Origin of the sequence: Sphingomonas sp. LH128 (genome assembly GCF_000293195.2) — a bacterium.
GTDB classification, from domain to species: domain Bacteria; phylum Pseudomonadota; class Alphaproteobacteria; order Sphingomonadales; family Sphingomonadaceae; genus Novosphingobium; species Novosphingobium resinovorum_A.
On record NZ_ALVC01000288.1, the window covers coordinates 21,621 to 43,160 of the forward strand.

31 protein-coding genes and 1 pseudogene are annotated in these 21,540 nt (G+C 66.8%); 12 read left to right on the plus strand and 20 right to left on the minus strand.

The genetic code is table 11. The annotated features are described in order from the left end of the window. Positions 1 to 17: 17 nt before the first annotated feature. Complete coding sequence (gene hemF, locus LH128_RS21380) at positions 18 to 893, minus strand: oxygen-dependent coproporphyrinogen oxidase (RefSeq protein WP_008831772.1); 876 nt, start codon at positions 891 to 893, stop codon at positions 18 to 20. A gap of 89 nt (positions 894 to 982) precedes the next feature. Between hemF and pdeM the strand changes: the two genes are divergently transcribed. Next, positions 983 to 1,675 (plus strand): ligase-associated DNA damage response endonuclease PdeM, encoded by a 693-nt coding sequence (gene pdeM, locus LH128_RS21385; RefSeq protein ID WP_008831773.1) that lies wholly within the window; start codon positions 983 to 985, stop codon positions 1,673 to 1,675. Between the two features lie 166 nt (positions 1,676 to 1,841). Then, a complete protein-coding gene (gene infC / locus LH128_RS21390) occupies positions 1,842 to 2,363 on the plus strand; it encodes a translation initiation factor IF-3 (protein ID WP_036528118.1) in 522 nt (173 codons plus the stop codon). A 216-nt stretch (positions 2,364 to 2,579) separates the two neighbouring features. Here infC and LH128_RS21395 read toward each other — a convergent pair whose 3' ends face one another. The 16 genes from LH128_RS21395 to hisB all read right to left on the minus strand — a co-directional run bounded on the left by LH128_RS21395 (position 2,580) and on the right by hisB (position 12,726). Further along, on the minus strand, positions 2,580 to 3,113 hold the full coding sequence (locus tag LH128_RS21395) for a J domain-containing protein (RefSeq protein WP_008831775.1): 534 nt from the start codon (positions 3,111 to 3,113) through the stop codon (positions 2,580 to 2,582). Positions 3,114 to 3,213: 100 nt separating this feature from the next. Then, complete coding sequence (pal, locus tag LH128_RS21400) at positions 3,214 to 3,759, minus strand: peptidoglycan-associated lipoprotein Pal (protein ID WP_008831776.1); 546 nt, start codon at positions 3,757 to 3,759, stop codon at positions 3,214 to 3,216. 172 nt (positions 3,760 to 3,931) lie between these two features. Beyond that, the gene (gene tolB, locus LH128_RS21405; protein WP_008831777.1) at positions 3,932 to 5,323 is read right to left on the minus strand and encodes a Tol-Pal system beta propeller repeat protein TolB; all 1,392 of its coding nucleotides are present in this window, start codon (positions 5,321 to 5,323) and stop codon (positions 3,932 to 3,934) included. Continuing rightward, positions 5,320 to 6,351 carry a hypothetical protein gene (locus tag LH128_RS21410; protein WP_008831778.1) on the minus strand — a complete coding sequence of 344 codons (1,032 nt, stop codon included), beginning with the start codon at positions 6,349 to 6,351 and terminating at the stop codon, positions 5,320 to 5,322. The genes tolB and LH128_RS21410 overlap by 4 nt, the downstream gene beginning before the upstream one ends. Positions 6,352 to 6,375: 24 nt before the next feature. Continuing rightward, on the minus strand, positions 6,376 to 6,822 hold the full coding sequence (locus LH128_RS21415) for an ExbD/TolR family protein (protein WP_008831779.1): 447 nt from the start codon (positions 6,820 to 6,822) through the stop codon (positions 6,376 to 6,378). Continuing rightward, positions 6,822 to 7,529 carry a protein TolQ gene (tolQ, locus tag LH128_RS21420; RefSeq protein WP_008831780.1) on the minus strand — a complete coding sequence of 236 codons (708 nt, stop codon included), beginning with the start codon at positions 7,527 to 7,529 and terminating at the stop codon, positions 6,822 to 6,824. Before tolQ ends, LH128_RS21415 begins: the two co-directional genes overlap by 1 nt. Next, on the minus strand, positions 7,526 to 8,011 hold the full coding sequence (locus LH128_RS21425; protein WP_036528113.1) for a YbgC/FadM family acyl-CoA thioesterase: 486 nt from the start codon (positions 8,009 to 8,011) through the stop codon (positions 7,526 to 7,528). The genes tolQ and LH128_RS21425 overlap by 4 nt, the downstream gene beginning before the upstream one ends. Positions 8,012 to 8,246: 235 nt before the next feature. Continuing rightward, on the minus strand, positions 8,247 to 8,624 hold the full coding sequence (locus LH128_RS21430; protein ID WP_008831782.1) for a histidine triad nucleotide-binding protein: 378 nt from the start codon (positions 8,622 to 8,624) through the stop codon (positions 8,247 to 8,249). Positions 8,625 to 8,637: 13 nt separating this feature from the next. Then, positions 8,638 to 8,964 (minus strand): phosphoribosyl-ATP diphosphatase, encoded by a 327-nt coding sequence (locus LH128_RS21435; RefSeq protein ID WP_008831783.1) that lies wholly within the window; start codon positions 8,962 to 8,964, stop codon positions 8,638 to 8,640. Between the two features lie 42 nt (positions 8,965 to 9,006). Next, positions 9,007 to 9,180 (minus strand): PEP-CTERM sorting domain-containing protein, encoded by a 174-nt coding sequence (locus LH128_RS21440; RefSeq protein WP_036528112.1) that lies wholly within the window; start codon positions 9,178 to 9,180, stop codon positions 9,007 to 9,009. Positions 9,181 to 9,327: 147 nt separating this feature from the next. Next, positions 9,328 to 10,089: an imidazole glycerol phosphate synthase subunit HisF gene (hisF, locus tag LH128_RS21445; protein WP_008831784.1), complete on the minus strand. Its 762-nt coding sequence runs from the start codon at positions 10,087 to 10,089 to the stop codon at positions 9,328 to 9,330. 5 nt (positions 10,090 to 10,094) lie between these two features. Further along, positions 10,095 to 10,319 (minus strand): hypothetical protein, encoded by a 225-nt coding sequence (locus LH128_RS21450; protein ID WP_231958071.1) that lies wholly within the window; start codon positions 10,317 to 10,319, stop codon positions 10,095 to 10,097. A 14-nt stretch (positions 10,320 to 10,333) separates the two neighbouring features. Further along, the gene (gene hisA, locus LH128_RS21455) at positions 10,334 to 11,065 is read right to left on the minus strand and encodes a 1-(5-phosphoribosyl)-5-[(5-phosphoribosylamino)methylideneamino]imidazole-4-carboxamide isomerase (protein ID WP_008831786.1); all 732 of its coding nucleotides are present in this window, start codon (positions 11,063 to 11,065) and stop codon (positions 10,334 to 10,336) included. 142 nt (positions 11,066 to 11,207) lie between these two features. Continuing rightward, positions 11,208 to 11,831 carry an imidazole glycerol phosphate synthase subunit HisH gene (gene hisH, locus LH128_RS21460; RefSeq protein WP_008831787.1) on the minus strand — a complete coding sequence of 208 codons (624 nt, stop codon included), beginning with the start codon at positions 11,829 to 11,831 and terminating at the stop codon, positions 11,208 to 11,210. Further along, positions 11,828 to 12,124 carry a YciI family protein gene (locus LH128_RS21465; RefSeq protein WP_008831788.1) on the minus strand — a complete coding sequence of 99 codons (297 nt, stop codon included), beginning with the start codon at positions 12,122 to 12,124 and terminating at the stop codon, positions 11,828 to 11,830. Before LH128_RS21465 ends, hisH begins: the two co-directional genes overlap by 4 nt. Continuing rightward, positions 12,124 to 12,726 carry an imidazoleglycerol-phosphate dehydratase HisB gene (hisB, locus tag LH128_RS21470; protein WP_008831789.1) on the minus strand — a complete coding sequence of 201 codons (603 nt, stop codon included), beginning with the start codon at positions 12,724 to 12,726 and terminating at the stop codon, positions 12,124 to 12,126. Before hisB ends, LH128_RS21465 begins: the two co-directional genes overlap by 1 nt. A gap of 184 nt (positions 12,727 to 12,910) precedes the next feature. Between hisB and LH128_RS21475 the strand changes: the two genes are divergently transcribed. The 8 genes from LH128_RS21475 to LH128_RS21510 all read left to right on the plus strand — a co-directional run bounded on the left by LH128_RS21475 (position 12,911) and on the right by LH128_RS21510 (position 17,018). Next, positions 12,911 to 13,405, plus strand: a complete 495-nt coding sequence (locus LH128_RS21475) for an SspB family protein (protein WP_008831790.1) — start codon at positions 12,911 to 12,913, stop codon at positions 13,403 to 13,405. Between the two features lie 30 nt (positions 13,406 to 13,435). Continuing rightward, the gene (locus LH128_RS21480) at positions 13,436 to 13,873 is read left to right on the plus strand and encodes a hypothetical protein (protein WP_008831791.1); all 438 of its coding nucleotides are present in this window, start codon (positions 13,436 to 13,438) and stop codon (positions 13,871 to 13,873) included. A 166-nt stretch (positions 13,874 to 14,039) separates the two neighbouring features. After that, positions 14,040 to 14,705: a guanylate kinase gene (gmk, locus tag LH128_RS21485; protein ID WP_008831792.1), complete on the plus strand. Its 666-nt coding sequence runs from the start codon at positions 14,040 to 14,042 to the stop codon at positions 14,703 to 14,705. Between the two features lie 199 nt (positions 14,706 to 14,904). Then, positions 14,905 to 15,750, plus strand: coding sequence for a 2,3,4,5-tetrahydropyridine-2,6-dicarboxylate N-succinyltransferase (gene dapD / locus LH128_RS21490; RefSeq protein ID WP_008831793.1), 846 nt, complete (start codon positions 14,905 to 14,907; stop codon positions 15,748 to 15,750). A gap of 94 nt (positions 15,751 to 15,844) precedes the next feature. Then, entirely contained in the window at positions 15,845 to 16,060 is a 216-nt protein-coding gene (locus LH128_RS21495; protein ID WP_036528160.1) for a hypothetical protein, read from the plus strand. Beyond that, complete coding sequence (locus LH128_RS21500) at positions 16,057 to 16,275, plus strand: DUF2945 domain-containing protein (protein ID WP_008831795.1); 219 nt, start codon at positions 16,057 to 16,059, stop codon at positions 16,273 to 16,275. The genes LH128_RS21495 and LH128_RS21500 overlap by 4 nt, the downstream gene beginning before the upstream one ends. Further along, on the plus strand, positions 16,272 to 16,718 hold the full coding sequence (locus LH128_RS21505) for a DUF1810 domain-containing protein (protein WP_008831796.1): 447 nt from the start codon (positions 16,272 to 16,274) through the stop codon (positions 16,716 to 16,718). Before LH128_RS21500 ends, LH128_RS21505 begins: the two co-directional genes overlap by 4 nt. Before the next feature lie 99 nt (positions 16,719 to 16,817). Continuing rightward, positions 16,818 to 17,018 (plus strand): hypothetical protein, encoded by a 201-nt coding sequence (locus LH128_RS21510; protein WP_008831797.1) that lies wholly within the window; start codon positions 16,818 to 16,820, stop codon positions 17,016 to 17,018. 243 nt (positions 17,019 to 17,261) lie between these two features. Here the strand turns inward: LH128_RS21510 and LH128_RS21515 are convergent, their stop codons facing one another. Beyond that, the gene (locus LH128_RS21515) at positions 17,262 to 18,155 is read right to left on the minus strand and encodes a TIGR03620 family F420-dependent LLM class oxidoreductase (protein ID WP_327195236.1); all 894 of its coding nucleotides are present in this window, start codon (positions 18,153 to 18,155) and stop codon (positions 17,262 to 17,264) included. A gap of 139 nt (positions 18,156 to 18,294) precedes the next feature. Here LH128_RS21515 and LH128_RS21520 point away from each other — a divergent pair, with 139 nt between their 5' ends. Continuing rightward, positions 18,295 to 19,875 (plus strand): GMC family oxidoreductase, encoded by a 1,581-nt coding sequence (locus LH128_RS21520; RefSeq protein ID WP_008831799.1) that lies wholly within the window; start codon positions 18,295 to 18,297, stop codon positions 19,873 to 19,875. 32 nt (positions 19,876 to 19,907) lie between these two features. Here LH128_RS21520 and LH128_RS21525 read toward each other — a convergent pair whose 3' ends face one another. Then, positions 19,908 to 20,720, minus strand: a complete 813-nt coding sequence (locus LH128_RS21525; protein ID WP_008831800.1) for a sugar phosphate isomerase/epimerase family protein — start codon at positions 20,718 to 20,720, stop codon at positions 19,908 to 19,910. An 83-nt stretch (positions 20,721 to 20,803) separates the two neighbouring features. After that, positions 20,804 to 21,247, minus strand: coding sequence for a hypothetical protein (locus LH128_RS21530; RefSeq protein ID WP_008831801.1), 444 nt, complete (start codon positions 21,245 to 21,247; stop codon positions 20,804 to 20,806). Between the two features lie 82 nt (positions 21,248 to 21,329). Between LH128_RS21530 and LH128_RS21535 the strand changes: the two are divergent. Next, positions 21,330 to 21,540, plus strand: a pseudogene (locus tag LH128_RS21535) (replication-associated recombination protein A); the annotation flags it as partial.

The following is a 21,540-nucleotide window of genomic DNA, read 5'->3' on the forward strand; positions in this document are numbered from 1 at the left end:
TCCGCCGGTCGGCTGCGTCAGCTCCAGGTCGCTTCGGGCGGCAGACTCATCAGGATCGCGTCGATATTGCCGCCGGTCTTCAGGCCGAACAGCGTGCCCCGGTCATAGACGAGGTTGAATTCGGCATAGCGCCCGCGCCATTCCAGCTGCTGCGCCTTGTCGGCGGGGGTGAAGTCCATGCCCATGCGGCGGCGCACCAGCCGGGGGAACACCGCAAGGAATGCCTCGCCCACCGCCTTGGTGAAGGCGAAGTTCGCCTCCCACGCGGCTTCGTCGCCGCATTCGAGGTGGTCGTAGAAGATGCCGCCGACGCCGCGATGGACCTTGCGGTGAGGGATGTAGAAATACTCGTCCGCCCAGGCCCTGAAGCGGTCGTAATAATCGGCGCCGTGGGCGTCGCAGGCGGCCTTGAATTCCGCATGGAACTCGGCAGTGTCCTCCTCATAGGGCAATGGCGGGTTGAGATCGGCGCCGCCGCCGAACCACGCCCTGGTCGTCGTCAGGAAGCGCGTGTTCATGTGAACCGCCGGGACATGCGGGTTCGCCATGTGCGCAACGAGGCTGATACCGGTCGCGGTGAAGCCGTTGTTCTCGGCCGAGGCCCCGTTGATGGTCGCGGCGAAGTCCTTGGCCAATCCGCCCGAGACGGTCGAGATGTTGACGCCGACCTTCTCGAACACACGCCCTTTCATGAGCCCGCGTGTGCCACCGCCGGTTTCGCCGCCCTGTTTGTCTTCGGCACCCTCCACGGCGGCGCGCTGCCAGGGCGTGTAGCCGAACACCGCATCGGAGCCCCCCTCGCGCTCGATCGCCTCGAATTCAGCGCAAATGCGATCGCGCAAGGTGCGGAACCAGTCGCTGGCGCGCGTCGTGTAGGGGGTCCAGTCCGTCATCCGTGTCCTCATGGCAGGTTGCCGCAACGTGGCACCCTTCGCTTCGCACGGCGCTTGCCAAATCGGACAAGCTGCGGCAAGGAAAAGCCATGGTTCCCTTTTCGTTCTGCGGTCAGGAGATGGTTCTGGTGGACGGCGCCATGCGGGGTGCCTGCGCGCTTTACTGGCCGCGCGAACAGGCGCTGCTGGTCGCCGACCTCCATCTGGAGAAGGCCAGCTTCTTCGCCCGCACCGGCCAGATGCTGCCCCCCTACGACAGCCGCGAGACGCTGGAACGGCTTGCCTCGGCAGTGCGGACCACCGGCGCGCGGCGGGTCTTCGCACTGGGAGACAATTTCCACGACAGCGCCGGACCGGACCGGCTGGAGCCGCACGCCGCCGGGATGCTCGCCGCGCTGACCCGCGCGCTCGACTGGGTATGGATCACCGGCAATCACGACCCGCATCTGGGCGCCGAGGCAGGTGGCACCCGAGTCGAGGAACTGATGCTGGCAGGCCTTGCCCTGCGCCACCAGGCTTTGCCGGGCACATGCGAAGCGGAAGTCTCGGGCCACTTCCATCCGCGCCTGATGATCGAGGCGCGCGGGCGGCGGATTGCGCGCCCTTGTGCGGTGCGCAGCGAGAAACGGCTGATCCTGCCGGCCTTCGGAGCACTGACCGGCGGTATGAATGCGGCCGATCCGGCAATCCTGTCCGCGCTTCAGCCGGCCGATGCGATCGAGGCGCTGGTGCCTGCTCGCGGGCAGTTGATACGCTATCCGCTCTGGCGCAAAGCGGCCTGAATACCTATATGGCGCGCAAGGCCGGTTTTCCGGTCGGGGCGTTCCATCTGCAATCTCGTGAAATCGCGCTTTGCGCGCGAGGACGAATCGCATTAATGACCGCCGAATCCAGCCACGTCGACTGTAACGACTCAGGAGAACGCATATAGCACCCCCACCCCGGCGCATGATGACGCCACCGGTCAAGAGTGGACCGCGCTACAATAACATGATCCAGTCGGACAAGGTCCGCGTTATCGACCATGAGGGCGAGAACCTGGGCGTCATGTACACGCGCCAGGCGATCGAGCAGGCAGCCGAGGTCGGTCTCGATCTCGTCGAAGTCTCCCCGAACGCCGATCCGCCGGTGTGCAAGTTCCTCGACGTGGGCAAGTACCGTTACGAGGCGCAGAAGAAGGCAAACGCCGCTCGAAAGACGCAGAAGACGCAGGAGATCAAAGAGATCAAGATGCGTCCGAACATCGACGACCATGACTACGACACGAAGATGCGCAATGTCGTGCGCTTCATCGAGGACGGCGACAAGGTCAAGGTGACGTTACGCTTCCGTGGTCGCGAGCTTTCGCACCAGCAGCTTGGCATGGACCTCCTGCGCCGTGTGCAGCAGGATGTGGAAGAGATCGCCAAGATCGAAGCCTATCCGCGCATGGAAGGCCGCCAGATGCTGATGGTGCTGTCGCCGAAGTAAGCGATAGCTGTCGGTTTCGACGCAAACGAGGGGCGTGGCCGATGGCCGCGCCCTTTGTCGTTTGAGGATGGGGCTTCGAGACGGCAGAGCGCCATGATCATACCTCCAATCGTCATTGCGAGCGAAGCGAAGCAATGACGAAGGGCGGCTTAATCCGATACCATCAACTGCGCTAAGGCTGAGCTTGTCGAAGCCCCGTGAGCGAAAAGCCGCCGCTCAGCCCTTCCACTCACGGCGTTCTTCCGCCGCGCGCAGGACTTCATAGGCGAGCTGGTAAGTCTGGAACGCCTTCGCCGCCTCCGCATCATTGGGCTTCACGTCCGGGTGGACTTCCTTGGCCCTGGTGCGCCACGCCTTGCGCACCGCATCGAAATCCGCATCGGGATCGAGGCCCAGCGCTTCCAGCGCCCGCAGTTCATCCCGGCTGCGCGAGCCATCGCCCGAGCCGCCCCAACCATAGTGCTGCGCTTCCTTGTAGCCGGAAGTCTCGGCCTGCTCGCTCGCTTCACGCGCGGCGGCTTCCTCGGCGTCCAGCCCGGCGAAGTAGTCCCAGCCCGAGTTGTATTCCGCCGCGTGCTTCTGGCAGAACATCCAGCGATCGGGGCTGTTGGGGCTCTTGGGAGCGGGGCACTCGCCGCGATCGTTGCAGCCGTGGCGATCGCACAGGCGTACTTCCACGGCCTCGCGCGCGCTGCCATAGCCGCGCCAGCGCGGAAAACCCCAGTCTGCGGATCGGCGTGCGCGGCTCATCAGATCGGCGATACGCTGCGACTCGACGGGGACGCAACCCCCGTCTGACGCAAAAATATCAATCCGGCGCGCAGGGCACGCCCGCGCGCCGGGATCGGCATCAATCGATGGTGACGGTCACCGCGCGGCGGTTCTGCGCCCACGAAGCCTCGTCCGAACCGAGCGCGATCGGGCGCTCCTTGCCGTAGCTGACGGTGGTGATGCGCGAGGGGTCGATGCCCAGGCTCGCCAGATAATTCTTGGCGGCGTTGGCGCGGCGTTCACCCAGCGCGATGTTGTATTCGCGGGTGCCGCGCTCGTCACAGTGGCCCTCGATCGTGGCGCGCTTGTTGGGGTACTGCTGCAACCACTGCGCCTGCTTGGCGAGAGACGCCTGATCCTGCGCATCGACGGTCGATTCGTCGAGGGCGAAGTAGATCGTGTCCGCGCCCATCATCTTGGCGACGAAGTCCGCCTGGCTGCCGGGCTGGGCCATGCCGTAGCCGCCGCTCGACTGGCCGGTGTCGGTGCTGGTCGCCGGGCCGGGATCGGGCGGAAGCTGGGCCGGAGCCTTCTTGCCGCAAGCCGAGATGGCAAGAGCGCCGGCCACGACCAGCGCCGTCGCGCCGACGCGGGTGATGCGCATGGATGAGAGGGAAGAAGGCATCGGCAATCTCCTATGTCGCCGCCATGATACGACTGGCCTGTTGAATGGGCGGCATGGTGTGATGGTTCCGTTCAATTCTCTACACAGTCAAGATGAACGTCGGGCAACCTGAATGCGAGAAAACGGCCCCGGATTTCGCCGGGGACGCCAACTTGCTGCATTCGCCCGCAAATCAGGGGCGGATCGGACCCCAGGCCGGATCCGAGGCGCCCACCGGGGTCGGCAGCTTGCGCTCGTTGCGGCCGGTGAGGTCGACCTGCCAGATCGAGGCGAGGCCGGTGCTCTTGGTCGTGCGGAAGAACTGCACGATGCGGCCGTTAGGCGACCACGTCGGCGCCTCGTCCTGCCACGAATCGGTGAGGTGGCGCATGCCGCCGCCGCTCGGGCTCATCACCGCGACGCGCAAGTTGCCCGCGATGTGCGTGAAGGCGATCTGGTCGCCGCGCGGGCTCCATTCCGGGGTTGCCGCGCGGCCGCCGAAGAAGCTGATCCGGCGCTGGTTCGAACCGTCCGAATTCATAACGTAGACCTGCTGACTGCCCGAGCGGTCGCTCTCGAACACGATCTGCGAGCCGTCGGGGGAATAGGATCCGCCGATGTTGATTCCGGGGCCGTTGGTCAGGCGCTGCGGGGTGCCGCCGCCTGCCGAGGAGATGCGGTAGATGTCGGTCGTGCCGCCCTTGGCCATCGAATAGAGCACCCACTTGCCGTCCGGCGACCAGCGCGGCGCCAGCGTTGGCGCACCGGTGCGGGCGATCAGCGTCTGGCGGTCGGTCGCGAGGTCGTAGGCGTAGATGCTCGGCTGTCCGTTGAGGTAGGACAGGTACATGATCTTGCTGTAGTCCGGCGAATAGCGCGGGGTGAGCGCCATCGACTGGCCGCTGGTCAGGAATCGGTGGTTGGCCCCGTCCGAATCCATGATCGCAAGGCGCTTCATGCGATGGTCCTTGGGACCGGTCTCGGCGATGTAGGCGATCTTGGAATCGAAGAACGGGCTTTCGCCCGAGAGGCGCGAATAAACCATGTCGGCGCACTTGTGCGCGGCGCGGCGCCAGTCGGACGGGGGAACCTGCCAGCCGCCCTTCACCAGCTGCTGCTTGAGCTGCACGTCGTAGAGATAGCAGCCGATGGTGAGGTTGCCGTCGGCGCCTGCGCGCACGAAGCCCTGCACCAGCATGTCGGCGCTGCGCGCGGCCCATGGCGTGTAGTCCGGCGCCTGAATCTGGCCATAAGCGGGCTGCGGCAGGCCGTCGGGGCCGGAGGGCTTGAACAGGCCGTTGTTCTTGAGATCGCCCGCGACGACTTGCGCCAGCGCACGGCCGAGCTGGCCGGTCGTGCCCGCATTGGTGCGGGTCGGCACGTCCTGATCGGTGGCGAAGGTGGTGATGGCGATGCCGAGGTCGTTCCACGCACTGTCGTCGGACACCGTAACCTCGAGGCCACCGTCCTGCGGGGGCGGCGCGTTCACCACGGGTGCCGGGGCGCCTTGCGCGAAGGCCGTACCCGATACCGCCACACTCGTCGTAAGCATCAATCCCAAGGCGAGAACACGGGTTATCTTCATTGCGATAGCCTTCTGTCAAACGTGGTCGTGACGACCTTCCAGCCCTCGTAGAGATCGTCGGGCAAGTTGAATGGCGCCGCAAGCCTTACCGCACGCACGGCCTGTTCCTGATGGCGTTCCACCTGCGCGCGGTTGGAGGCGTTGACGCCGCTGGTGCCGATCACCTCAGGCGCACCGGCAAGGCTGCCGTCGCGGTTGAGGCGGAAGCGGACCTTGGTGGTCAGCAGTTCGACGTCGGCGCCCTGCGGCGCCTGCCAGTGCGGCTTGAGCTGCCGGTTGATCGCAGCGCCCAGCGCCGAGCGGGCCGAAGGACCGATCTCGGACGCAGGCGTGCCGGTCGGCTTGGGCGCGCTGGAAGTGGCGCCCGGCGTGCCCGGCTTGAATGCATCGTCGAAAGCACTGGTGCCCGCCTTCTTCGGCGGCGTCGCCGAATTGCTCGATCCCGAAGACTGCCCTGCGGTGGCGGGCTTGGTCGCGGGCCTTGTCGCAGGCTTCGCCGCGGGTTGGGGCGAAGGCTTGCGAACAATGTCGTCGATCGCGCTCGACTTGCGCGGCGGCGCCTTGGGCGCGGGCTTTGCCGCAGGCTTGGGCGGCGTCGGCTTCGCTTTGGGCGGAGTCGGCTTGGGGGGAGCGGGCTTGGGCTTCTCCACCGGCTTGGGTTTCGGCTTCGGAACCGGCTTGGGCTCGGGTTTCGGCTCAGGCTTGGGCTTTTCCACCACGCGCGGGGCGGGCTCCGGAGCGGGAGCCGGTTCGGGCTCCGGCGCAGCCGCAGGTTCGGGCGGGGGCGGCGCTGCCGCCGGCGCGGGCTGGCCCAGTTCCGGGCTCTTGTCCGGAGACGCCTCGCCGGGATTCGGGGCAGTCGAGGTCGCCGCGACCTCGTCGCTGATCGTCACCTCGATACGCTCGGGCGGCTTGACCACGTTGTTCGAGCGCGGGCTGTACAGGATCGCGGCCAGCACCGCGCCGTGCAACAGCACGGCGACGACGAGGCCGACCCTCTCATCCTTGCGCACACCCAGTACCGCCATCAGACCGACCCTACCCGGCGCGCCTTAACCGCCGCTGACATCGGTAACCAGCGAGATCGAGGTGAAGCCTGCGCGGTTGAGTTCGCCCATGACTTCCATCACCCGGCCATAGTCGAGCGCCTTGTCGGCGCGCAGCGTCACCAGCGGCGGCTTGCCGTCGGGACCGGCGGGCGTGGAGGCCAGACGCTCGGGCAGTTCGCCGGACGCGAGTTCGTCCTGCTCGTAGAATACCGCGCCGTCGCGGCGCAGGGTGATGGTGATCTGGCCCTGCTCCTCGCTCATCGCCTTGGCGCGGCTTTCGGGCAGTTCGATCGGCACCGCCGCCTTCAGCAGCGGCGCGGTGACCATGAAGATGATCAGCAGCACCAGCATCACGTCGACGAGCGGCGTGACGTTGATCTCGGCCATGGGGCCGCGACCGCCGCGTTCGCGACGCCGACGTCCGCCGCCTCCGGACATCCCCATCGCCATCAGCGCTGCTCCAGCTGGCGCGTAAGGGCGGCGTGGAGGTGATCGGCGAAGCGCTGCAGGCGGGCCTCGAAGCCGTTCACCTTATGCGAGAAACGGTTGTAGGCGATGACCGCCGGGATCGCCGCGAACAGGCCGATGGCAGTGGCGAACAGCGCCTCCGAAATGCCCGGTGCGACGACCGCGAGCGAGGAATTCTGCTGCTGGCCGATATCGAAGAAGCTCTTCATGATGCCCCACACCGTGCCGAACAGGCCGACGAAGGGCGCCACCGAACCGACGGTTGCCAGGAAGTTCAGACGGTCGGAGAGCTTGTCCGCTTCCTCGCCCACCGAGGAATTGAGGATCGTGGCGATGCGCTGGCGGGCACCCTCGGCATCGATGCCGGGGCCGACGTTGCGCTTGAATTCGCCAAGGCCCGCGCCTGCGACCTTGCCCATCGGCACGTCGCCGCGCTTGCGCTCCTTCTGGTAGGTGTCGAAGTTCTGGGCCTCCCAGAAGCCTTCCTCGTACTCGTCGCAGCGGCGGCTGATCGCCCCCATGCGCACGATGAAGGTGACGATGATCATCCATACCCACACGCTGGCGAGGACCAGCCCGGCCATGATCGCCTGCACCACGATGTCGGCATCGAGGAACAGTTTCACCGGGTTGAGATGGTTGTCGTCACCGGCGAAGCTGATGGTCGAGGCGAGCAGGTCGAGCGTCATTCTGGTCCTTCCGGGGCCGGAGCGGCGATGGGTTCAAGTGTGGCGAAAGCCTGTTGCCAGGCATCGGGCTGTCGGCGCGGTCGTCCTTCAGGGCTGATGAACGCGACCTTTACGGCCGCCTCGCATAGCCTGACATCACCCCGCAATGCGACCTGTCGCAGCACACTGGCGACGCGGCCGGTGCTTTCGGCCCAGGTTTCGATGATGACGGTATCGCCCAGCCGCGCGGGCGAGAGGTAGCGCAAGTTCGCCTCGGCCACGGTGTAGAGTCCGGTGCCCGCCTCCAGCGAGGCGCGCTGGTCGATGCCGAGCACGTCGAGCAGGTCGGAGCGGGCACGTTCGAACCAGCGCAAGTAGTTGGCGTGATAGACCACTCCGCCCGCGTCGGTGTCCTCGTAGAACACGCGCAAGGGGTAGCGGTGGACTTTGCCGTCGATCACGCCCGATTGAGGCATGAGGGGGGAGGATGGTGCGTCCGTCATTCCGGGCGGTTGTGTAACGGGGAGCAGGGCGACTTCAACCCCGGGAGCGCAGGAACCGGCCTTGGAGGCTGTATTGCGGGGTAAATTTTCGGTGGACAGCGGTGGAAGTGCCCACCCCTGCCCCCTCCCGCACACGGGAGGGGAATGAGAGACCGGCGCTACGCCCTCCCGCTCGCGGGAGGGCCGGGAGGCTTATGAGCGCAGCGAATTAGCCGGACGGGTTGGGCAAAAGGCCCTATTCCCCGATCATCTGGAAGAACTGGCGCCCACCGAAGATGTGCACATGCAGATGCGGCACTTCCTGATGGCCGTTGGTGCCCATGTTCACCATGAGGCGATAGCCCGGCCCGTCGAGTTCCAACTGCCGCGTCACATTGCCCACCGCGCGCATGAAGCCCGCGATCTCGGCGTCATCGGCCTTGGCGGTGAAATCGTCCCACGAGACGTAGGCGCCCTTGGGGATCACCAGCACATGGACCGGCGCCTGCGGGCGAATGTCGTTGAAGGCGAGCGCATGGTCGTCCTCGTAGACCTTCGAGCACGGCAGTTCGCCGCGCAGGATCTTCGCGAAGACGTTGTTGTCGTCGTAAGGCAGCTTCGGATCGATGGGCATCGGGTTCTCCGGTTCAGTCCTTCGGGCGTGCAGCTTTCTCGGCGATCCCCGAGACACCTTCGCGGCGGTCCAGTTCGGCGAGCACGTCGGCCAGCGGCACGTCCTTGGCGCCGAGCAGGACCATGAGGTGGAAGATGAGGTCCGCCGCCTCTCCGACCAGCGCCTTGTGATCCTCGGTCAGCGCCGCGATCACGGTTTCGGTGGCCTCCTCGCCCAGCTTCTGCGCGATCTTGCGCAGGCCCCTGGCGTTGAGCTTCGCGACATAGCTGGAATCGGGATCGGCCGCGCGGCGCTCGGCGATCGTGGCTTCGAGGCGTGCGAGAGTGTCGAGGCTGCTCATGCCCTGCCCATGCGGTGCAGGGGCCGCGCGGTCAAGAGCGCGTCAGTCCTCGCCGCGCTTGGACGACAGCTTGCGGCCCACGGCGACGCCGACGACGCCAAGGCCAAGGAGCAGCATGCTGCTGGGTTCGGGAAGCGGGATGCCCCCTGCGGCATAGGCGGGAACCGGCGCAACGAAAGTCGCGACGAACGCCGGAATGAATTTCAACGCGGGCACCGCGAATCCTCCTGTTGATCCGATGGCCTAGATTTTGCCATCGGCCACCGGGTGCGCTGCAGCAAGCGCCGATCCGGGGTTGTCCCGATGTGGTTCACTCCGTTAGTCGCATTCGGCTAACCATGAGCCGTTAACCTTGGCGTGCCTTCACCCGCGCGCAGGGATCCCTGCCGCTCGCAGCGCCGAGTGCGCCTCGGCGATGGTGTGCTTGCCGAAGTGGAAGATCGAGGCGGCCAGCACCGCGCTCGCCTTGCCCTCGGTTACGCCTGCCACGAGGTGATCGAGATTGCCGACGCCGCCACTCGCCACCACCGGGACCGACACGGCCTCCGCAATCATGCGGGTCAGGGCGAGGTCGTAGCCGTTCTGGGTGCCGTCGCCGTCCATCGAGGTGACGAGCAGTTCGCCCGCGCCGTAGTCGGCCAGCTTGATCGCATGTTCCAGCGCGTCGATGCCGGTCGCCTTGCGGCCGCCGTGGGTGAAGATCTCCCACTTTCCGGGCGAAACCTGCCGCGCGTCGACCGAAGCGACGATGCATTGCGAGCCGAATTTCTCGGCGATATCGGCCACCACTTCAGGGCGCGAGACGGCCGCGGAGTTCACCGCGACCTTGTCCGCGCCCGCCAGAAGCAGCGCGCGGGCGTCGTCGGCCGTGCGGACGCCGCCGCCGACGGTGAGGGGCATGAAGCAGACTTCGGCGGTGCGCTGGACCACGTCGAGCAGGGTGCCGCGGCCTTCGTGGCTGGCGGAAATATCGAGGAAACACAGCTCGTCAGCGCCCGCCGCGTCGTAGGCGCGGGCCTGTTCGACGGGGTCTCCGGCGTCCTTGAGGTCGACGAAGTTGACGCCCTTCACCACCCGTCCGTCACGGACGTCGAGGCACGGAATTACGCGGATTCGCACGGTCATTCGGCTTACTCCGGCTTGAAGAACAGCAGCACGGCAAAGATCGCCACAACTCCACACAAAGCGACATTGAACGCCGTGTAGAGCGCAAACTTGCGCGGATCGGCGGCTTTTGTCGTCAAAATCGGATTACGCGCACGGCTGAACAGCATCAACCGCGCCTTGCCCTCGCGCCAGTCGCGAAACGCGAAGATCGCGGCCGGCACGAAGATGACGAACGCCAGTACCGCCATGAGGCGATTTTCGTTCACCCCTCGCGCTCCGCAAACTGGATCGCGGCGGCGAGGTCGAGGCGGCCGTCGTAAAGCGCGCGGCCGGTAATGACGCCCTCGATCCCGTCCTTGGCGTGGAGCGCCAGCAGGCGAATGTCGTCGAGCCCCTTCACGCCGCCCGATGCGATCACCGGCAGGTCGGTGCGCCGGGCGAGATCGACGGTGGCGTCGATGTTGACGCCCTTGAGCAGACCGTCACGGCCGATGTCGGTGAACAGCAGCGAAGCTACCCCTGCGTCCTCGAAGCGGCGGGCCATGTCGACGATCGAGACGTCGGAGACTTCGGCCCAGCCCTCGGTCGCGACCATGCCGTCGCGCGCGTCCACCGCGACGACGATGCCGCCGGGGAACTCCTTCGCCATGTCCTTGACGAACTGCGGGTCCTTGAGTGCGGCGGTGCCCATGACCACGCGGCTGACGCCAAGGTCGAACCAGCCTGCCACGGCCTCGGGCGTGCGGATGCCGCCGCCGAGCTGGACGTGGCCGGGGAACACTTCGAGGATGGCTTCCACTGCCTCGCGGTTCTCGGCGCGGCCCGCGAAGGAGCCGTCGAGGTCGACGACGTGGAGGAACTGCGATCCGGCCTCGGCGAACAGCATCGCCTGCGCGGCGGGGTTGTCGCCGTAGACGGTGGCGCGGTCCATGTCGCCTTCGGCGAGGCGCACGACCTGCCCTTGCTTGAGGTCGATGGCGGGGAAGACGATCATGATGCAGTCCTGAGGGTCTGAGAGCGGCGCGCGGGCTTCGACAAGCTCAGCCTGAGCGGGGTTAGTGTAAATCGCGGGTTTCTTGAAGCACCACCCTGAATCCGCTCAGGCTGAGCTTTGTCGAAGCCCCGGCGGCAAGACGCTACGGCTTCCATTCCAGGAACCGCGCCAGCAGCGACAGCCCGTAGCCCTGGCTCTTTTCCGGGTGGAACTGCACGCCAACGACATTGTCCTTGGCCACCGCCGCGACAAGACCGCCGCCGTGGTCGGTCATCGCAGCAACGGTCGCGCCGTCATCGGGCTGGAAGTGATACGAGTGCAGGAAGTACGCCTCACCCGGATCGATCAGGCCCTGCGCCGGATCCTTGCGGCCGAGGTTCACGTCGTTCCAGCCCATGTGCGGGATCTTGATCTCGGGATCGGTGCGCTCGATGCGCTGCACCTGCCCCTCGATCCAGTCGAGGCCACGCGTCACGCCGTGTTCCAGCCCGCGCGTGGCGAGAAGCTGCATGCCGACGCAAATGCCGAGGAACGGCGCCCCGCCGACATGGACACGCTCGGTCATCGCCTCGACCATGCCGTGGATGCCCCAGAGCCCCTCTGCGCAGGCGCGGAACGAGCCGACACCCGGCAGGACGATGCGGTCAGCCGCGCGCACGACGTCGGGGTTCGCGGTGATCGCCACGTCCTCGGCCCCCGCCGCTCGCAGCGCATTGGCGACCGAGTGCAGGTTGCCCGCGCCGTAGTCGATCAGCGCGAGGGTCATTGGGCCAGAGCCTCCAGCCCTTCGCCGAGGAAGGTCGGCACCCATTCGATCACGTCCACTTTCGCCACGCCGCCCCCGATGAACGGATCGGTGGCCGCCAATGCCTCGACGGCTTCGCGGCTATCGCCCTTCGCGATGATCGCGCCGCCTTCGCGCGGCACCTTGCGGCCCCAGGCGAGGAAGTGCCCCTTCCCGCGCCCGGCTTCCAGCCATGCGAGGTGATCGGCCAGCAGGGCATCCACCTCGGCAATGTCAGTGGTGACGTAAGTGAGGTTGAGGATGAAGATCGCCATCAGAGGCTCGCCTGCCCGAGGATGCCCTTGGTCGAGGGGATCGCCCCCCCCTTGCGCGGGTCCAGTTCCACCGCGCTGCGCATGGCGCGGGCAAAGCCCTTGAAGATGCCTTCGCAGATGTGGTGGTTGTTCGAGCCGTAAAGCAGTTCGATGTGCAGGGTGATGCCCACCGCCTGCGCGATCGAGTGGAACCAGTGCTCGACCATCTCGGTGTCGAACTCGCCCAGCTTGTCCTGGGTGAATGCGGCCTTCCACACGAGGTAGGGACGACCCGAAATGTCGAGCGACACGCGGCTCAGCGCCTCGTCCATCGGCGAGTTCACGTCGCCGTAGCGGCCGATGCCCGCCTTGTCGCCCAGCGCCTGGGTGATGGCCTGGCCGATGGCGATGGCGCTGTCCTCGGTCGTGTGGTGCTGGTCGACATGGAGGTCGCCCTTGATGTGGCACTTGATGTCGATCAGCGAGTGGCGGCTGAACTGCTCGATCATGTGGTCGAGGAAGCCGATGCCGGTGGACACGTCATAGGCCCCGGTGCCGTCGAGGTTCACCTCCACGGCGATGTCGGTCTCATGGGTCTTGCGGATGATCGAGGCGGTACGCATGGCCCGTGCCTATATACCTGTACGCGCCGGAATCAATTCGGTCGCGGCACAAGAATGCGCGTCGGGCGTTTATATAGCAATCTTCGGTCGCAAGTGCTTCGAGCTAGGGAAAACCCGGCCCGACATGCTATTTTCCACCCAAACACGCTTGACCGGCCGGAGAACCATGAGCACGTAGGGCGCGATGAACGATACCACAGACAGCCTGATCCCTTACGACGAGATCGTGCAGGAGGCCCTGCGCGCCGTCGTCGGCCGTGTTCTCGGCCAGGTCGAAAGCTCCGGCGGCGTGCTTCCGGGCGGCCACCACTTCTACATCACCTTCAAGACCGGCGCTCCCGGGGTCAGCATCCCCGCCGACCTGCGTGCCCGGTTCCCGGACGAGATGACGATCGTGCTCCAGAACAAGTTCTGGGATCTGGGCGTCTCGGAGAACGGCTTCACCGTCAGCCTCTCGTTCAACGCCATGCCCGCCAAGCTGGACATTCCCTTCTCGGCGATCACCGCCTTCGTCGATCCGGCGGTGGACTTCGGCCTGCAGTTCCAGGCCATGGTCGATGACGAGGCCGACGAGCCCGCCCCGGCCGAGAACGATGCGGAACGCGATGTGGCGTCGCGCATTACTCCCAGCGAAGACGGCTCCAACGTCGTCTCGGTGGATTTCGGCAAGAAGAAGTAACCGGGCTCGCCCGGTAGAGCAGGGCGAAAAATGGCAACGGTTCTGAAAGATAGCGCCAGGAAGGCCGCCAGCGTCGTGGCAGCCCCAGCAAAGGGGCTGAAGACGCTGGCCGACAACGGCGGGGAACTGCACGGGCCGAGCCCGAACCCCGCCACCAACCTCATCATCGCTGACATCGCCCTTCGCACCGCGACGACCATCATGCGCCGCAGCATGGAGCGCGGCGTGCTGGGCGCCAGCTACTCGCCGAAAAAGGCCAAGTCGATCCTCAAGGGGCGCACGGTGGCCGAAACCCTGCTGCACGGCGCGCTGGCCCGAGTCGCGCTAAGTTCGGTGCCGGGGGCGGTGGTCATCGGCGGAGCGCTGGTGGCCAAGACGCTCTACGATCGCAGCCGCGCCCGGCAGGCGCGCGCCGAGGGCGCGGCGCAGTTGCAGGACATGGCCGAGGACGGTGCGGAAGAGGCCTGAAGGCCGAAAGAACCCACCCCCGGCCCCTCCCGCAAGCGGGAGGGGAGAAGAAACGTACGCCCTCCCGCTTGCGGGAGGGCCGGAAGGCTTGGCCGCGAAGCGGTCTTAGCCGGACGGGGTGGGCCTTCTCCCTTGATTCCCGCGCCAACCATCGGCATCGGGGGCCATGGTCCAGTCCACTCCTTCTCCCGACACCACCGGCACGCTCGCCCGGCGCGGCCTCATGTTCATCCTGTCCTCCCCCTCGGGCGCGGGTAAGACGACGATCGCGCGTATGTTGCTGGAGCACGATCCGCAACTGCGCAACTCGGTGTCCTGCACCACCCGCCAGCCCCGCCCCGGCGAGATCGACGGCGAGCACTACCACTTCATCACCCACGAGCAGTTCGACGCCATGGTCGAGGCGGGCGAGTTCCTGGAGTGGGCCACCGTCTTCGGCCAGAGCTACGGCACCCCCAAGGCCCAGGTGAAGGCGGGCCTCAAGGACGGCGTCGACTACATGTTCGACATCGACTGGCAGGGCACGCAGCAGCTCTATCAGAAGCTGGAGCGTGACGTCGTGCGCGTGTTCCTGCTCCCCCCCAGCATCGAGGAGCTGCGCCGCCGCCTGACCGGCCGCGGCACGGACAGCGCTGAAGTGATTCACGGCCGCATGGAGCGCGCACGCTCGGAGATCAGCCACTGGGACGGTTATGATTATGTCGTGGTCAACGACGACATCGCCAGCTGCTTCGAGGAAGTGAAGAAGATCCTTCACGCCGAACGCCTGCGCCGCGCAAGGCAGACGGGGCTGATCGGGTTCGTACGGGAACTGATGCAGCCGGACGATTGAGGAAACAACAGTCGTCGTCCCGGACTTGATCCGGGACCGCTGGCTGTCTTTAGGCGATAGGTTGCAGGCGCGTTCAGCAAGATGGGCTGTTCATGGCCAGCGGTCCCGGATCAAGTCCGGGACGACGATAACCTTGCCCCGCGCCCCAACTCCCTCTAGGCCGCGCCGCGACAGTTTCATCCCTTCCGGAGACCAGCCAATGTCCAACCTCAATTCTGGCCTCGCCGCCCAGATCGAAGCCGCGTTCGACGCACGCGACACCGTCACCCCCGCGAGCGCGGATGTGCGCAAGATCGTCGACGAGGCGCTGGAACTGCTCGATTCGGGCCAGGCCCGCGTCGCCGAGAAGGTGGACGGTGAGTGGGTTGTCAACCAGTGGCTCAAGAAGGCGGTGCTGCTCTCGTTCCGCCTGAACGACAACGCCGTGGTCGAATACGGCGCCGCCGGGGCCCCTGCCTACGACAAGGTGCCGCTCAAGTTCGCGGGCTGGGACGATGCCCGCTTCAAGGCGGCAGGCGTGCGCGTGGTCCCCGGCGCCGTGGTGCGCCGCAGCGCCCACATCTCGAAGGGCGTGGTCCTCATGCCGTCGTTCGTCAACCTCGGCGCCTACGTCGGCGAAGGCACCATGGTCGATACCTGGGCGACCGTCGGTTCGTGCGCGCAGATCGGAAAGAACGTCCACATCTCGGGCGGCGCGGGCATCGGCGGCGTGCTTGAGCCGCTGCAGGCCGGCCCGGTCATCATCGAGGACGGCGCCTTCATCGGCGCCCGTTCGGAAGTGGCCGAGGGCGTGATCGTGGGCGAAGGCGCGGTGCTGTCGATGGGCGTGTTCATCGGCGCCTCGACCAAGATCGTCGACCGTGCGACCGGCGAAGTCCACATCGGCCGCGTGCCGCCTTACGCCGTGGTCGTCCCCGGCGCGATGCCCGGCAAGCCGCTGCCGGACGGCACCCCCGGCCCGTCGCTCTACTGCGCCGTGATCGTCAAGACCGTGGACGCGCAGACCCGCTCGAAGACCGGCATCAACGAACTCCTGCGCGACTAAGCCGCGCAGACGCGGGACGGGCGGCGGAACATTCGCCCGTCCCGGCGTGTTGACGAAGGCAAAGGGCCGCAACCGGCCGCCTTCGGAGCACGCCATGGAAACCCGAGGACAGGAAGTCCATCTCGACAAAGAGGAAGCCCGTAGTGGCGAGACGTCCGGCGTCGTGCGCTACGTCCTCCTCATCAGCCTCGCCCTCGTGATCATCGCGCTGTCGGCCATCTGGCTCACTGGCGCGCTGACCACGCCTGAGACCGGCGGCCACGCCGATACCGAAAAGGCGGTAGCGCAGCAGCAAGACCAGACGCAATGACCGCCACCTTCCGCAAGGGAGCGCAGGTCAGCTGGAATTGGGGCACCGGCACCGCGACCGGCCACATCGCCGAACGTTTTGAACGCCGCGTCAGCCGCACGATCGAAGGCAAGCGCATCGTGCGAGTCGGAACGTCTGAAAACCCCGCATACCTTGTCGAGCAGCCTGACGGCGGCCGCGCCCTAAAGCGCGGGTCCGAACTGCACGACGCATGATGAACCTGGAGCGCTTCGTCACCGCGCAGGACGCCATCTTCGGTGAAGTCCGCGCCGAACTTGCCCACGGCGAAAAGCGCACGCACTGGATGTGGTTCGTGTTCCCGCAAGTCGCCGGGCTGGGCTCCAGCCCGATGGCACGCCGCTACGCCGTGGAGACGCTCGACGAAGCGCGGCGTTATCTGAGCCATCCTGTACTTCGCCAGAGGCTCGACGAAACGACTCGTCTCATGCTGGGCTGGGCGGGAAGGCGCAGCGCCACGGGCATCCTCGGCGCGGTCGATGCGATGAAGTTCGCCAGTTCGATGACCCTGTTCGAGCTTGCCGCCATGGGCACCGATGGCGCCGGACAATTCGCCCACGCCCTCGATGCCTTCTGCCAGGGGCGAAGGGACGAACGCACTCTGCAACTGCTGCACCTCACATCCCATCACGCAAGTTGAACTCTGGGGAACTTTCCCGCGCCCATCCTCGTTCCAACAGACGGCCCGAATCGATAATGCGGCCATAAAGGCCACCGTCGGGCCGACGGGAGAGCAGTCATGTATCGTTCCGGTGACGAAGTTCATCTCGACGATGACGAAGCACGCGGGGGCTCTACGCCGCATATCGTTCGCTATGTGCTGATCGTCAGCCTGGTGCTGGTGGTGCTGGCGATGTCGACCATTTGGATCGCCCGTGCTTTGTCCGACCGGCCAAGCAGTACGCCGGTAACTGCGGAACAGCACGCGCTGGGAAGCTGACGACAGGCTTGGGAAGAGTGACGGGAAATGCCAGGAGCCGTCGTCGAAGGCGGTAATTGAACGTGCTCGAAAGCTGCGTTCCCACCCCGGATTCGGACCATTCGCCCCCCGACGATCGGTCCATCCGGCTCGCCGGCGGCTCCTGTCAATCCGGTGGCCGAAACCACCGTCTCCTGTGCCGACAGGGATTAGGCACAATCCGTTGCCAACTCGTTAACAGCGCGCTTACCTTGCGGGCGAAATTCAAGCCAGCGCCTCTGCCAGCTCACGCCATTGCGGCAGCAGCTGGTCGAAGCTGCCGCCCCTCGGCCCGGCGATGACCTGAAGACAGACGTGGTCGGCTCCCGCATCGAGGTGCGCCGCGACCCGCCGCGCCGCCGCCTCCACCCCGCCGATCGCGAAAAGGGCATCGAGCAGGCGGTCGTCCAGCGCCTCGATCTCCCCTTCGCTGAAGCCCAGTCGCACCCAGTTGTTGCGATAGTTGGGAAGCCGTCGATAGTGCTCCAGCGCCTCCACCGCCAATTCGCGGGCCTTGGCCGGATCGGCTTCCAGCACCACGCCCTGTTCGGGCGCCAGCAGAGGTTCCGGGCCGAGTATCGCGCGGGCGCGGCGCGAGTGCTCGGGCGTCGCCAGATAGGGATGCGCCCCGGCGGTCCGCTCGCCCGAAAGCGCCACCATCTTCGGCCCGAGTGCGGCGAGACACAGGTTGTCGCGCGGCATCCCGGCGGCGGCGAGCCGGTCGAGGAAGGCCGCCGTCACCTCCAGAGGCTTGCCCCAGCTCTCGCCGATGAGCGGGCCATGGCTGATGCCGAGGCCGATCAGCGTACGCGCCCGCCACTCCTGCGGCAGCGCGAGGAACCAGGCCGCCAGTTCCTCCGGATCGTGCTTCCAGATGTTGAGGATGCCGGTGGCGATGGTCATGCGCGAGGTCACTGCCAGCAGCCGCTCGACCTCGGCCGGGGCACCGTCGTCGATACCGCCGGGAATCCACAGCGCTCCATAACCCAGCGCATCGAGCTGCGCCGCCGCCCCGTTCGACTGCGCCTTGTCGCCGAAGCGCATCTCCATCGACCATATGCCCAGCCTGCCGATCGCGGGTGTCGCCATGGTGCTTTTCTCCTCGTCTCCTGCGGTCATGGTGGGTTCGCCTGCCCTCTCCGGCAAGATTCTTGGCCGGAATCCAAGCCGGCATCGCCCCGGCGTGCAATGATCCACGGCATTCACCTGTCCAAAGCGCGTGCTTGATCGCGCCCCAATCACGGCATAGCCCTGCAGGATGGGAGAGTTCGACTATATCATCGTCGGCGGGGGCAGCGCGGGCTGCGTCCTTGCCAACCGGCTGAGCGCCGATCCGGAAACGCGCGTGCTGCTGCTGGAGGCAGGCGGCAAGGACGACTACATCTGGATCCGGGTGCCGGTGGGCTACCTCTACTGCATCGGCAACCCGCGCACCGACTGGTGCCTGTCCACCGAGGCAGAGGAAGGGCTCGGCGGCCGTGCGCTCAAGTATCCGCGCGGGCGCGTGCTGGGCGGCTGCTCGTCGATCAACGGCATGATCTACATGCGCGGACAGGCCGCCGACTACGACGGCTGGCGGCAGGCGGGCAACCTCGGCTGGGGCTGGGACGACGTGCTGCCCTACTTCACCCGCGCCGAAGACCATTACGAGGGCGCCAGCCCGTTCCACGGCGGCGGCGGCGAGATCCGGGTCGAGAAGCAGCGCCTGCGCTGGGACATCCTCGAAGCCTTCCGCGACGCTTGCGGACAACACGGCATCCCGCATTCCACCGACTTCAACACCGGCGACAACGAGGGCGCGGGCTTCTTCCAGGTGACCCAGCGGGGCGGCTGGCGCTGGAGCGCGGCCGACGCCTTCCTCAAGCCGGTCCGCTCGCGCAGCAATCTGAAGGTCGAGACCGGCGCGGTGGTGGACCGGGTGATCGTCGAGGCGGGCCGCGCGGTCGGCGTCGCCTACTCTGTCGGCAACCAGCAGCGCGTGGCGCTCACCCCCGGCGAAGTCGTACTGGCGGCGGGCGCGATCGGCTCGCCGGCGATCCTCGAGCGCAGCGGCATCGGCGACGCGGCGCGGCTGGCGGACCTCGGCATCGCGCCGGTGCTCGACCGGCCCGAGGTCGGCGCCAACCTGCAGGACCACCTGCAACTGCGCTGCGCCTACCGCGTCTCGGGCGTGGCGACGCTCAATGCGCGGGCGAGCAACCTCTTCGGCAAGGCGCTGATCGGCATGGAATATGCGCTGCGCCGGACGGGACCGATGGCGATGGCGCCCAGCCAGCTCGGCGTCTTCACCCGCAGCCACGCGCGTTATGCGACGCCGAACCTAGAGTACCACGTCCAGCCGCTGAGCCTTGCCGCCTTCGGGGGAGCGCTCGATCCGTTTCCGGCGTTCACCGCCAGCGTCTGCAACCTCAGGCCGGAAAGCCGGGGCAGCACCCGCATCACCGCCGCCGATCCCGCAGCCGCACCGTCGATCCGGCCCAATTACCTCTCCGCCGAGGAAGACCGCCGCGTCGCCGCCGAGGCGATCCGCATCACGCGCGGCATCGTGTCGCAGCCCGCTCTGGCCCGTTACCGTCCCGAGGAAGTGCGCCCCGGCCCAGCGTTCGAGAGCGAGGAAGACCTGCAGCGCGCGGCGGCGGAGATCGGCACCACCATCTTCCACCCGGTCGGCACGGCGGCGATGGGCAGCGTGGTCGATAGCCGGTTGCGGGTGATCGGACTGGACGGTCTGCGCGTCATCGATGCCTCGGTGATGCCCAAGATCACGTCGGGCAACACCAATGCGCCAACGATGATGATCGCCGAAAAGGGCGCCGAAATGCTGCTGGATCGAACCTAGTTTCTCCCCGAGCTTGCTCGGGGAGGAATACGCTAGGCCAGAAATTCCCGCGTGCGCTTCACGATCTCTCCCACGTAGTCGCGCACGTCGCGCCCGCTGGCGGCGGCGGCCATGAGCGGCACTTCCAGCCCCAGCACCTGCCCCCGCGGCAGGGCTTCGACGAATTCGCGCAAGGGCAGTTCCCCCTGCCCCGGGATCATGCGACCGCTCATCGCCTCGGTCATGTAATCGTCGTCGCCCTTGCGCGGCACGTCGCTCAGCTGGACATGCCCGATCAGCGCCGGGTCGAGCTGCGCCACCTGCCGCACCGTGCCACCCGAGCGGAAGAAGTGCATGGTGTCGATCAGCACCGTCGCCTTTCCCGCGCCGATGTACTCCACCGCCTCCAGCGCCTCGGGCAGCGAGCGGATGGTGAAGACCGGCGTGAACTCGATCGAGAACTCCATCCCGCGCTTGGCCGCCATCGTCGCCAGCGCGGCGAGCTGGTCGAAGGCGCGCCCGCGCTCCACGCCCATGTCCACCGCATTGACCCGCAGCGCGCCGAGATCGGCGAAGATGTCCATGTCGCCCGCCCGCTCGGCAGCGTCCAGTTCCACGGAAACGCCGAGGCCCTCGGCGATGCTGATGGCGATCCCGCGATCGGCGAGCACCGCCTTCAGTTCACGCCGCAAGGCCGGATCCTCGCGCAGCGACCAGGGGGCATAGCCATGCGGGTTGAAGCGTTCGGGCAACTGGCTCAGGCCCATCGACACTGCCTTGCAGCCGAGGTCGGCGGCCAGGGTGACGTGCTCGACCGGGCCGAGCCCGAGCACCGTCAAAAGTTCGATACCCAGCGGATGTGGCATGGTCGTGATTCCCTCTCCCGTCGCCGCTGCCATACCGCGTGGACGGCGGGCAAGGAACGTCATTCCCGTGTCGGTCACTCAATTCAGTGGAGTACGCCTGCGCGCCGCTTGTCCCAGGCGAACCACAATAGCCCGAGTGCGATGACCCAGATGCAGGCAGTCATCGCCAGCATCCCCGGCGTGGTCATGCTTTCCGGCATCCCGGCGGAGAACTGCCAGGCCTGCGACACCGCCAGCCCGACCAGCGACACCGCGAAGGCAGGCACCGCCCAGCCCGACCGCGCGAGCAGCAGCAGGCTTCCCGCCAGCCCGCCCCACACGCCCAGAGCCCAGGGCACCAGCGTCCAGCTCGGCGCGGAATCGAGCCAGTCGATGATCTCGGGCGGGACTTGCGCAAGATAAGTCGGATTGCGCGAAGCCGTCATCGTGAAGTCGAGGCAGCCGAAGGCATTCCACAGCACCGCCAGCACCGCGATGAGCCAGAAGGTCCACCCCGGCCTCGTCACGTATCTGTCCGTCGTAGCCATCGCGCCTCTCCCTGCCGTGCCCGAGGATACTCCCGCGACGAGGCCGATGCAATTCGCGCCGCGAATGGCTAAGTACCCTTTCATGGCCGACCTTTTTGCCGATGACCTGCCGCCGTCGACCCCTGACGAACTGCGCGAGGACGCCCCCCTCGCCGACCGCCTGCGCCCGCGCGACCTGACCGAGGTTGTGGGGCAGGAGCACCTGACCGGCCCCGAAGGCGCGATCGGGCGCATGGTGGCAGCGGGGCGGCTGTCCTCGATGATACTGTGGGGGCCGCCCGGCACCGGCAAGA

Bases quoted from the DNA above. Each gene is read 5' to 3' on its own strand.
- LH128_RS21410 (WP_008831778.1), bottom strand. From the start codon at position 6,351: ATGGCGGTACTGGGTGTGCGCAAGGATGAGAGGGTCGGCCTCGTCGTC.
- LH128_RS21525 (WP_008831800.1), bottom strand. From the start codon at position 20,720: ATGCCACATCCGCTGGGTATCGAACTTTTGACGGTGCTCGGGCTCGGC.
- LH128_RS21475 (WP_008831790.1), top strand. From the start codon at position 12,911: ATGAACGATACCACAGACAGCCTGATCCCTTACGACGAGATCGTGCAG.
- LH128_RS21500 (WP_008831795.1), top strand. From the start codon at position 16,057: ATGACCGCCACCTTCCGCAAGGGAGCGCAGGTCAGCTGGAATTGGGGC.
- hemF (WP_008831772.1), bottom strand. From the start codon at position 893: ATGACGGACTGGACCCCCTACACGACGCGCGCCAGCGACTGGTTCCGC.
- pal (WP_008831776.1), bottom strand. From the start codon at position 3,759: ATGCCTTCTTCCCTCTCATCCATGCGCATCACCCGCGTCGGCGCGACG.
- LH128_RS21495 (WP_036528160.1), top strand. From the start codon at position 15,845: ATGGAAACCCGAGGACAGGAAGTCCATCTCGACAAAGAGGAAGCCCGT.
- LH128_RS21415 (WP_008831779.1), bottom strand. From the start codon at position 6,822: ATGGCGATGGGGATGTCCGGAGGCGGCGGACGTCGGCGTCGCGAACGC.
- dapD (WP_008831793.1), top strand. From the start codon at position 14,905: ATGTCCAACCTCAATTCTGGCCTCGCCGCCCAGATCGAAGCCGCGTTC.
- pdeM (WP_008831773.1), top strand. From the start codon at position 983: ATGGTTCCCTTTTCGTTCTGCGGTCAGGAGATGGTTCTGGTGGACGGC.
- hisA (WP_008831786.1), bottom strand. From the start codon at position 11,065: ATGATCGTCTTCCCCGCCATCGACCTCAAGCAAGGGCAGGTCGTGCGC.
- hisF (WP_008831784.1), bottom strand. From the start codon at position 10,089: ATGACCGTGCGAATCCGCGTAATTCCGTGCCTCGACGTCCGTGACGGA.
- LH128_RS21465 (WP_008831788.1), bottom strand. From the start codon at position 12,124: ATGGCGATCTTCATCCTCAACCTCACTTACGTCACCACTGACATTGCC.
- hisH (WP_008831787.1), bottom strand. From the start codon at position 11,831: ATGACCCTCGCGCTGATCGACTACGGCGCGGGCAACCTGCACTCGGTC.
- LH128_RS21450 (WP_231958071.1), bottom strand. From the start codon at position 10,319: ATGGCGGTACTGGCGTTCGTCATCTTCGTGCCGGCCGCGATCTTCGCG.
- tolQ (WP_008831780.1), bottom strand. From the start codon at position 7,529: ATGACGCTCGACCTGCTCGCCTCGACCATCAGCTTCGCCGGTGACGAC.
- tolB (WP_008831777.1), bottom strand. From the start codon at position 5,323: ATGAAGATAACCCGTGTTCTCGCCTTGGGATTGATGCTTACGACGAGT.
- LH128_RS21505 (WP_008831796.1), top strand. From the start codon at position 16,272: ATGATGAACCTGGAGCGCTTCGTCACCGCGCAGGACGCCATCTTCGGT.
- LH128_RS21520 (WP_008831799.1), top strand. From the start codon at position 18,295: ATGGGAGAGTTCGACTATATCATCGTCGGCGGGGGCAGCGCGGGCTGC.
- LH128_RS21515 (WP_327195236.1), bottom strand. From the start codon at position 18,155: ATGACCGCAGGAGACGAGGAGAAAAGCACCATGGCGACACCCGCGATC.
- infC (WP_036528118.1), top strand. From the start codon at position 1,842: ATGATGACGCCACCGGTCAAGAGTGGACCGCGCTACAATAACATGATC.
- LH128_RS21425 (WP_036528113.1), bottom strand. From the start codon at position 8,011: ATGACGGACGCACCATCCTCCCCCCTCATGCCTCAATCGGGCGTGATC.
- LH128_RS21395 (WP_008831775.1), bottom strand. From the start codon at position 3,113: ATGAGCCGCGCACGCCGATCCGCAGACTGGGGTTTTCCGCGCTGGCGC.
- gmk (WP_008831792.1), top strand. From the start codon at position 14,040: ATGGTCCAGTCCACTCCTTCTCCCGACACCACCGGCACGCTCGCCCGG.
- LH128_RS21430 (WP_008831782.1), bottom strand. From the start codon at position 8,624: ATGCCCATCGATCCGAAGCTGCCTTACGACGACAACAACGTCTTCGCG.
- LH128_RS21510 (WP_008831797.1), top strand. From the start codon at position 16,818: ATGTATCGTTCCGGTGACGAAGTTCATCTCGACGATGACGAAGCACGC.
- LH128_RS21435 (WP_008831783.1), bottom strand. From the start codon at position 8,964: ATGAGCAGCCTCGACACTCTCGCACGCCTCGAAGCCACGATCGCCGAG.
- hisB (WP_008831789.1), bottom strand. From the start codon at position 12,726: ATGCGTACCGCCTCGATCATCCGCAAGACCCATGAGACCGACATCGCC.
- LH128_RS21530 (WP_008831801.1), bottom strand. From the start codon at position 21,247: ATGGCTACGACGGACAGATACGTGACGAGGCCGGGGTGGACCTTCTGG.
- LH128_RS21480 (WP_008831791.1), top strand. From the start codon at position 13,436: ATGGCAACGGTTCTGAAAGATAGCGCCAGGAAGGCCGCCAGCGTCGTG.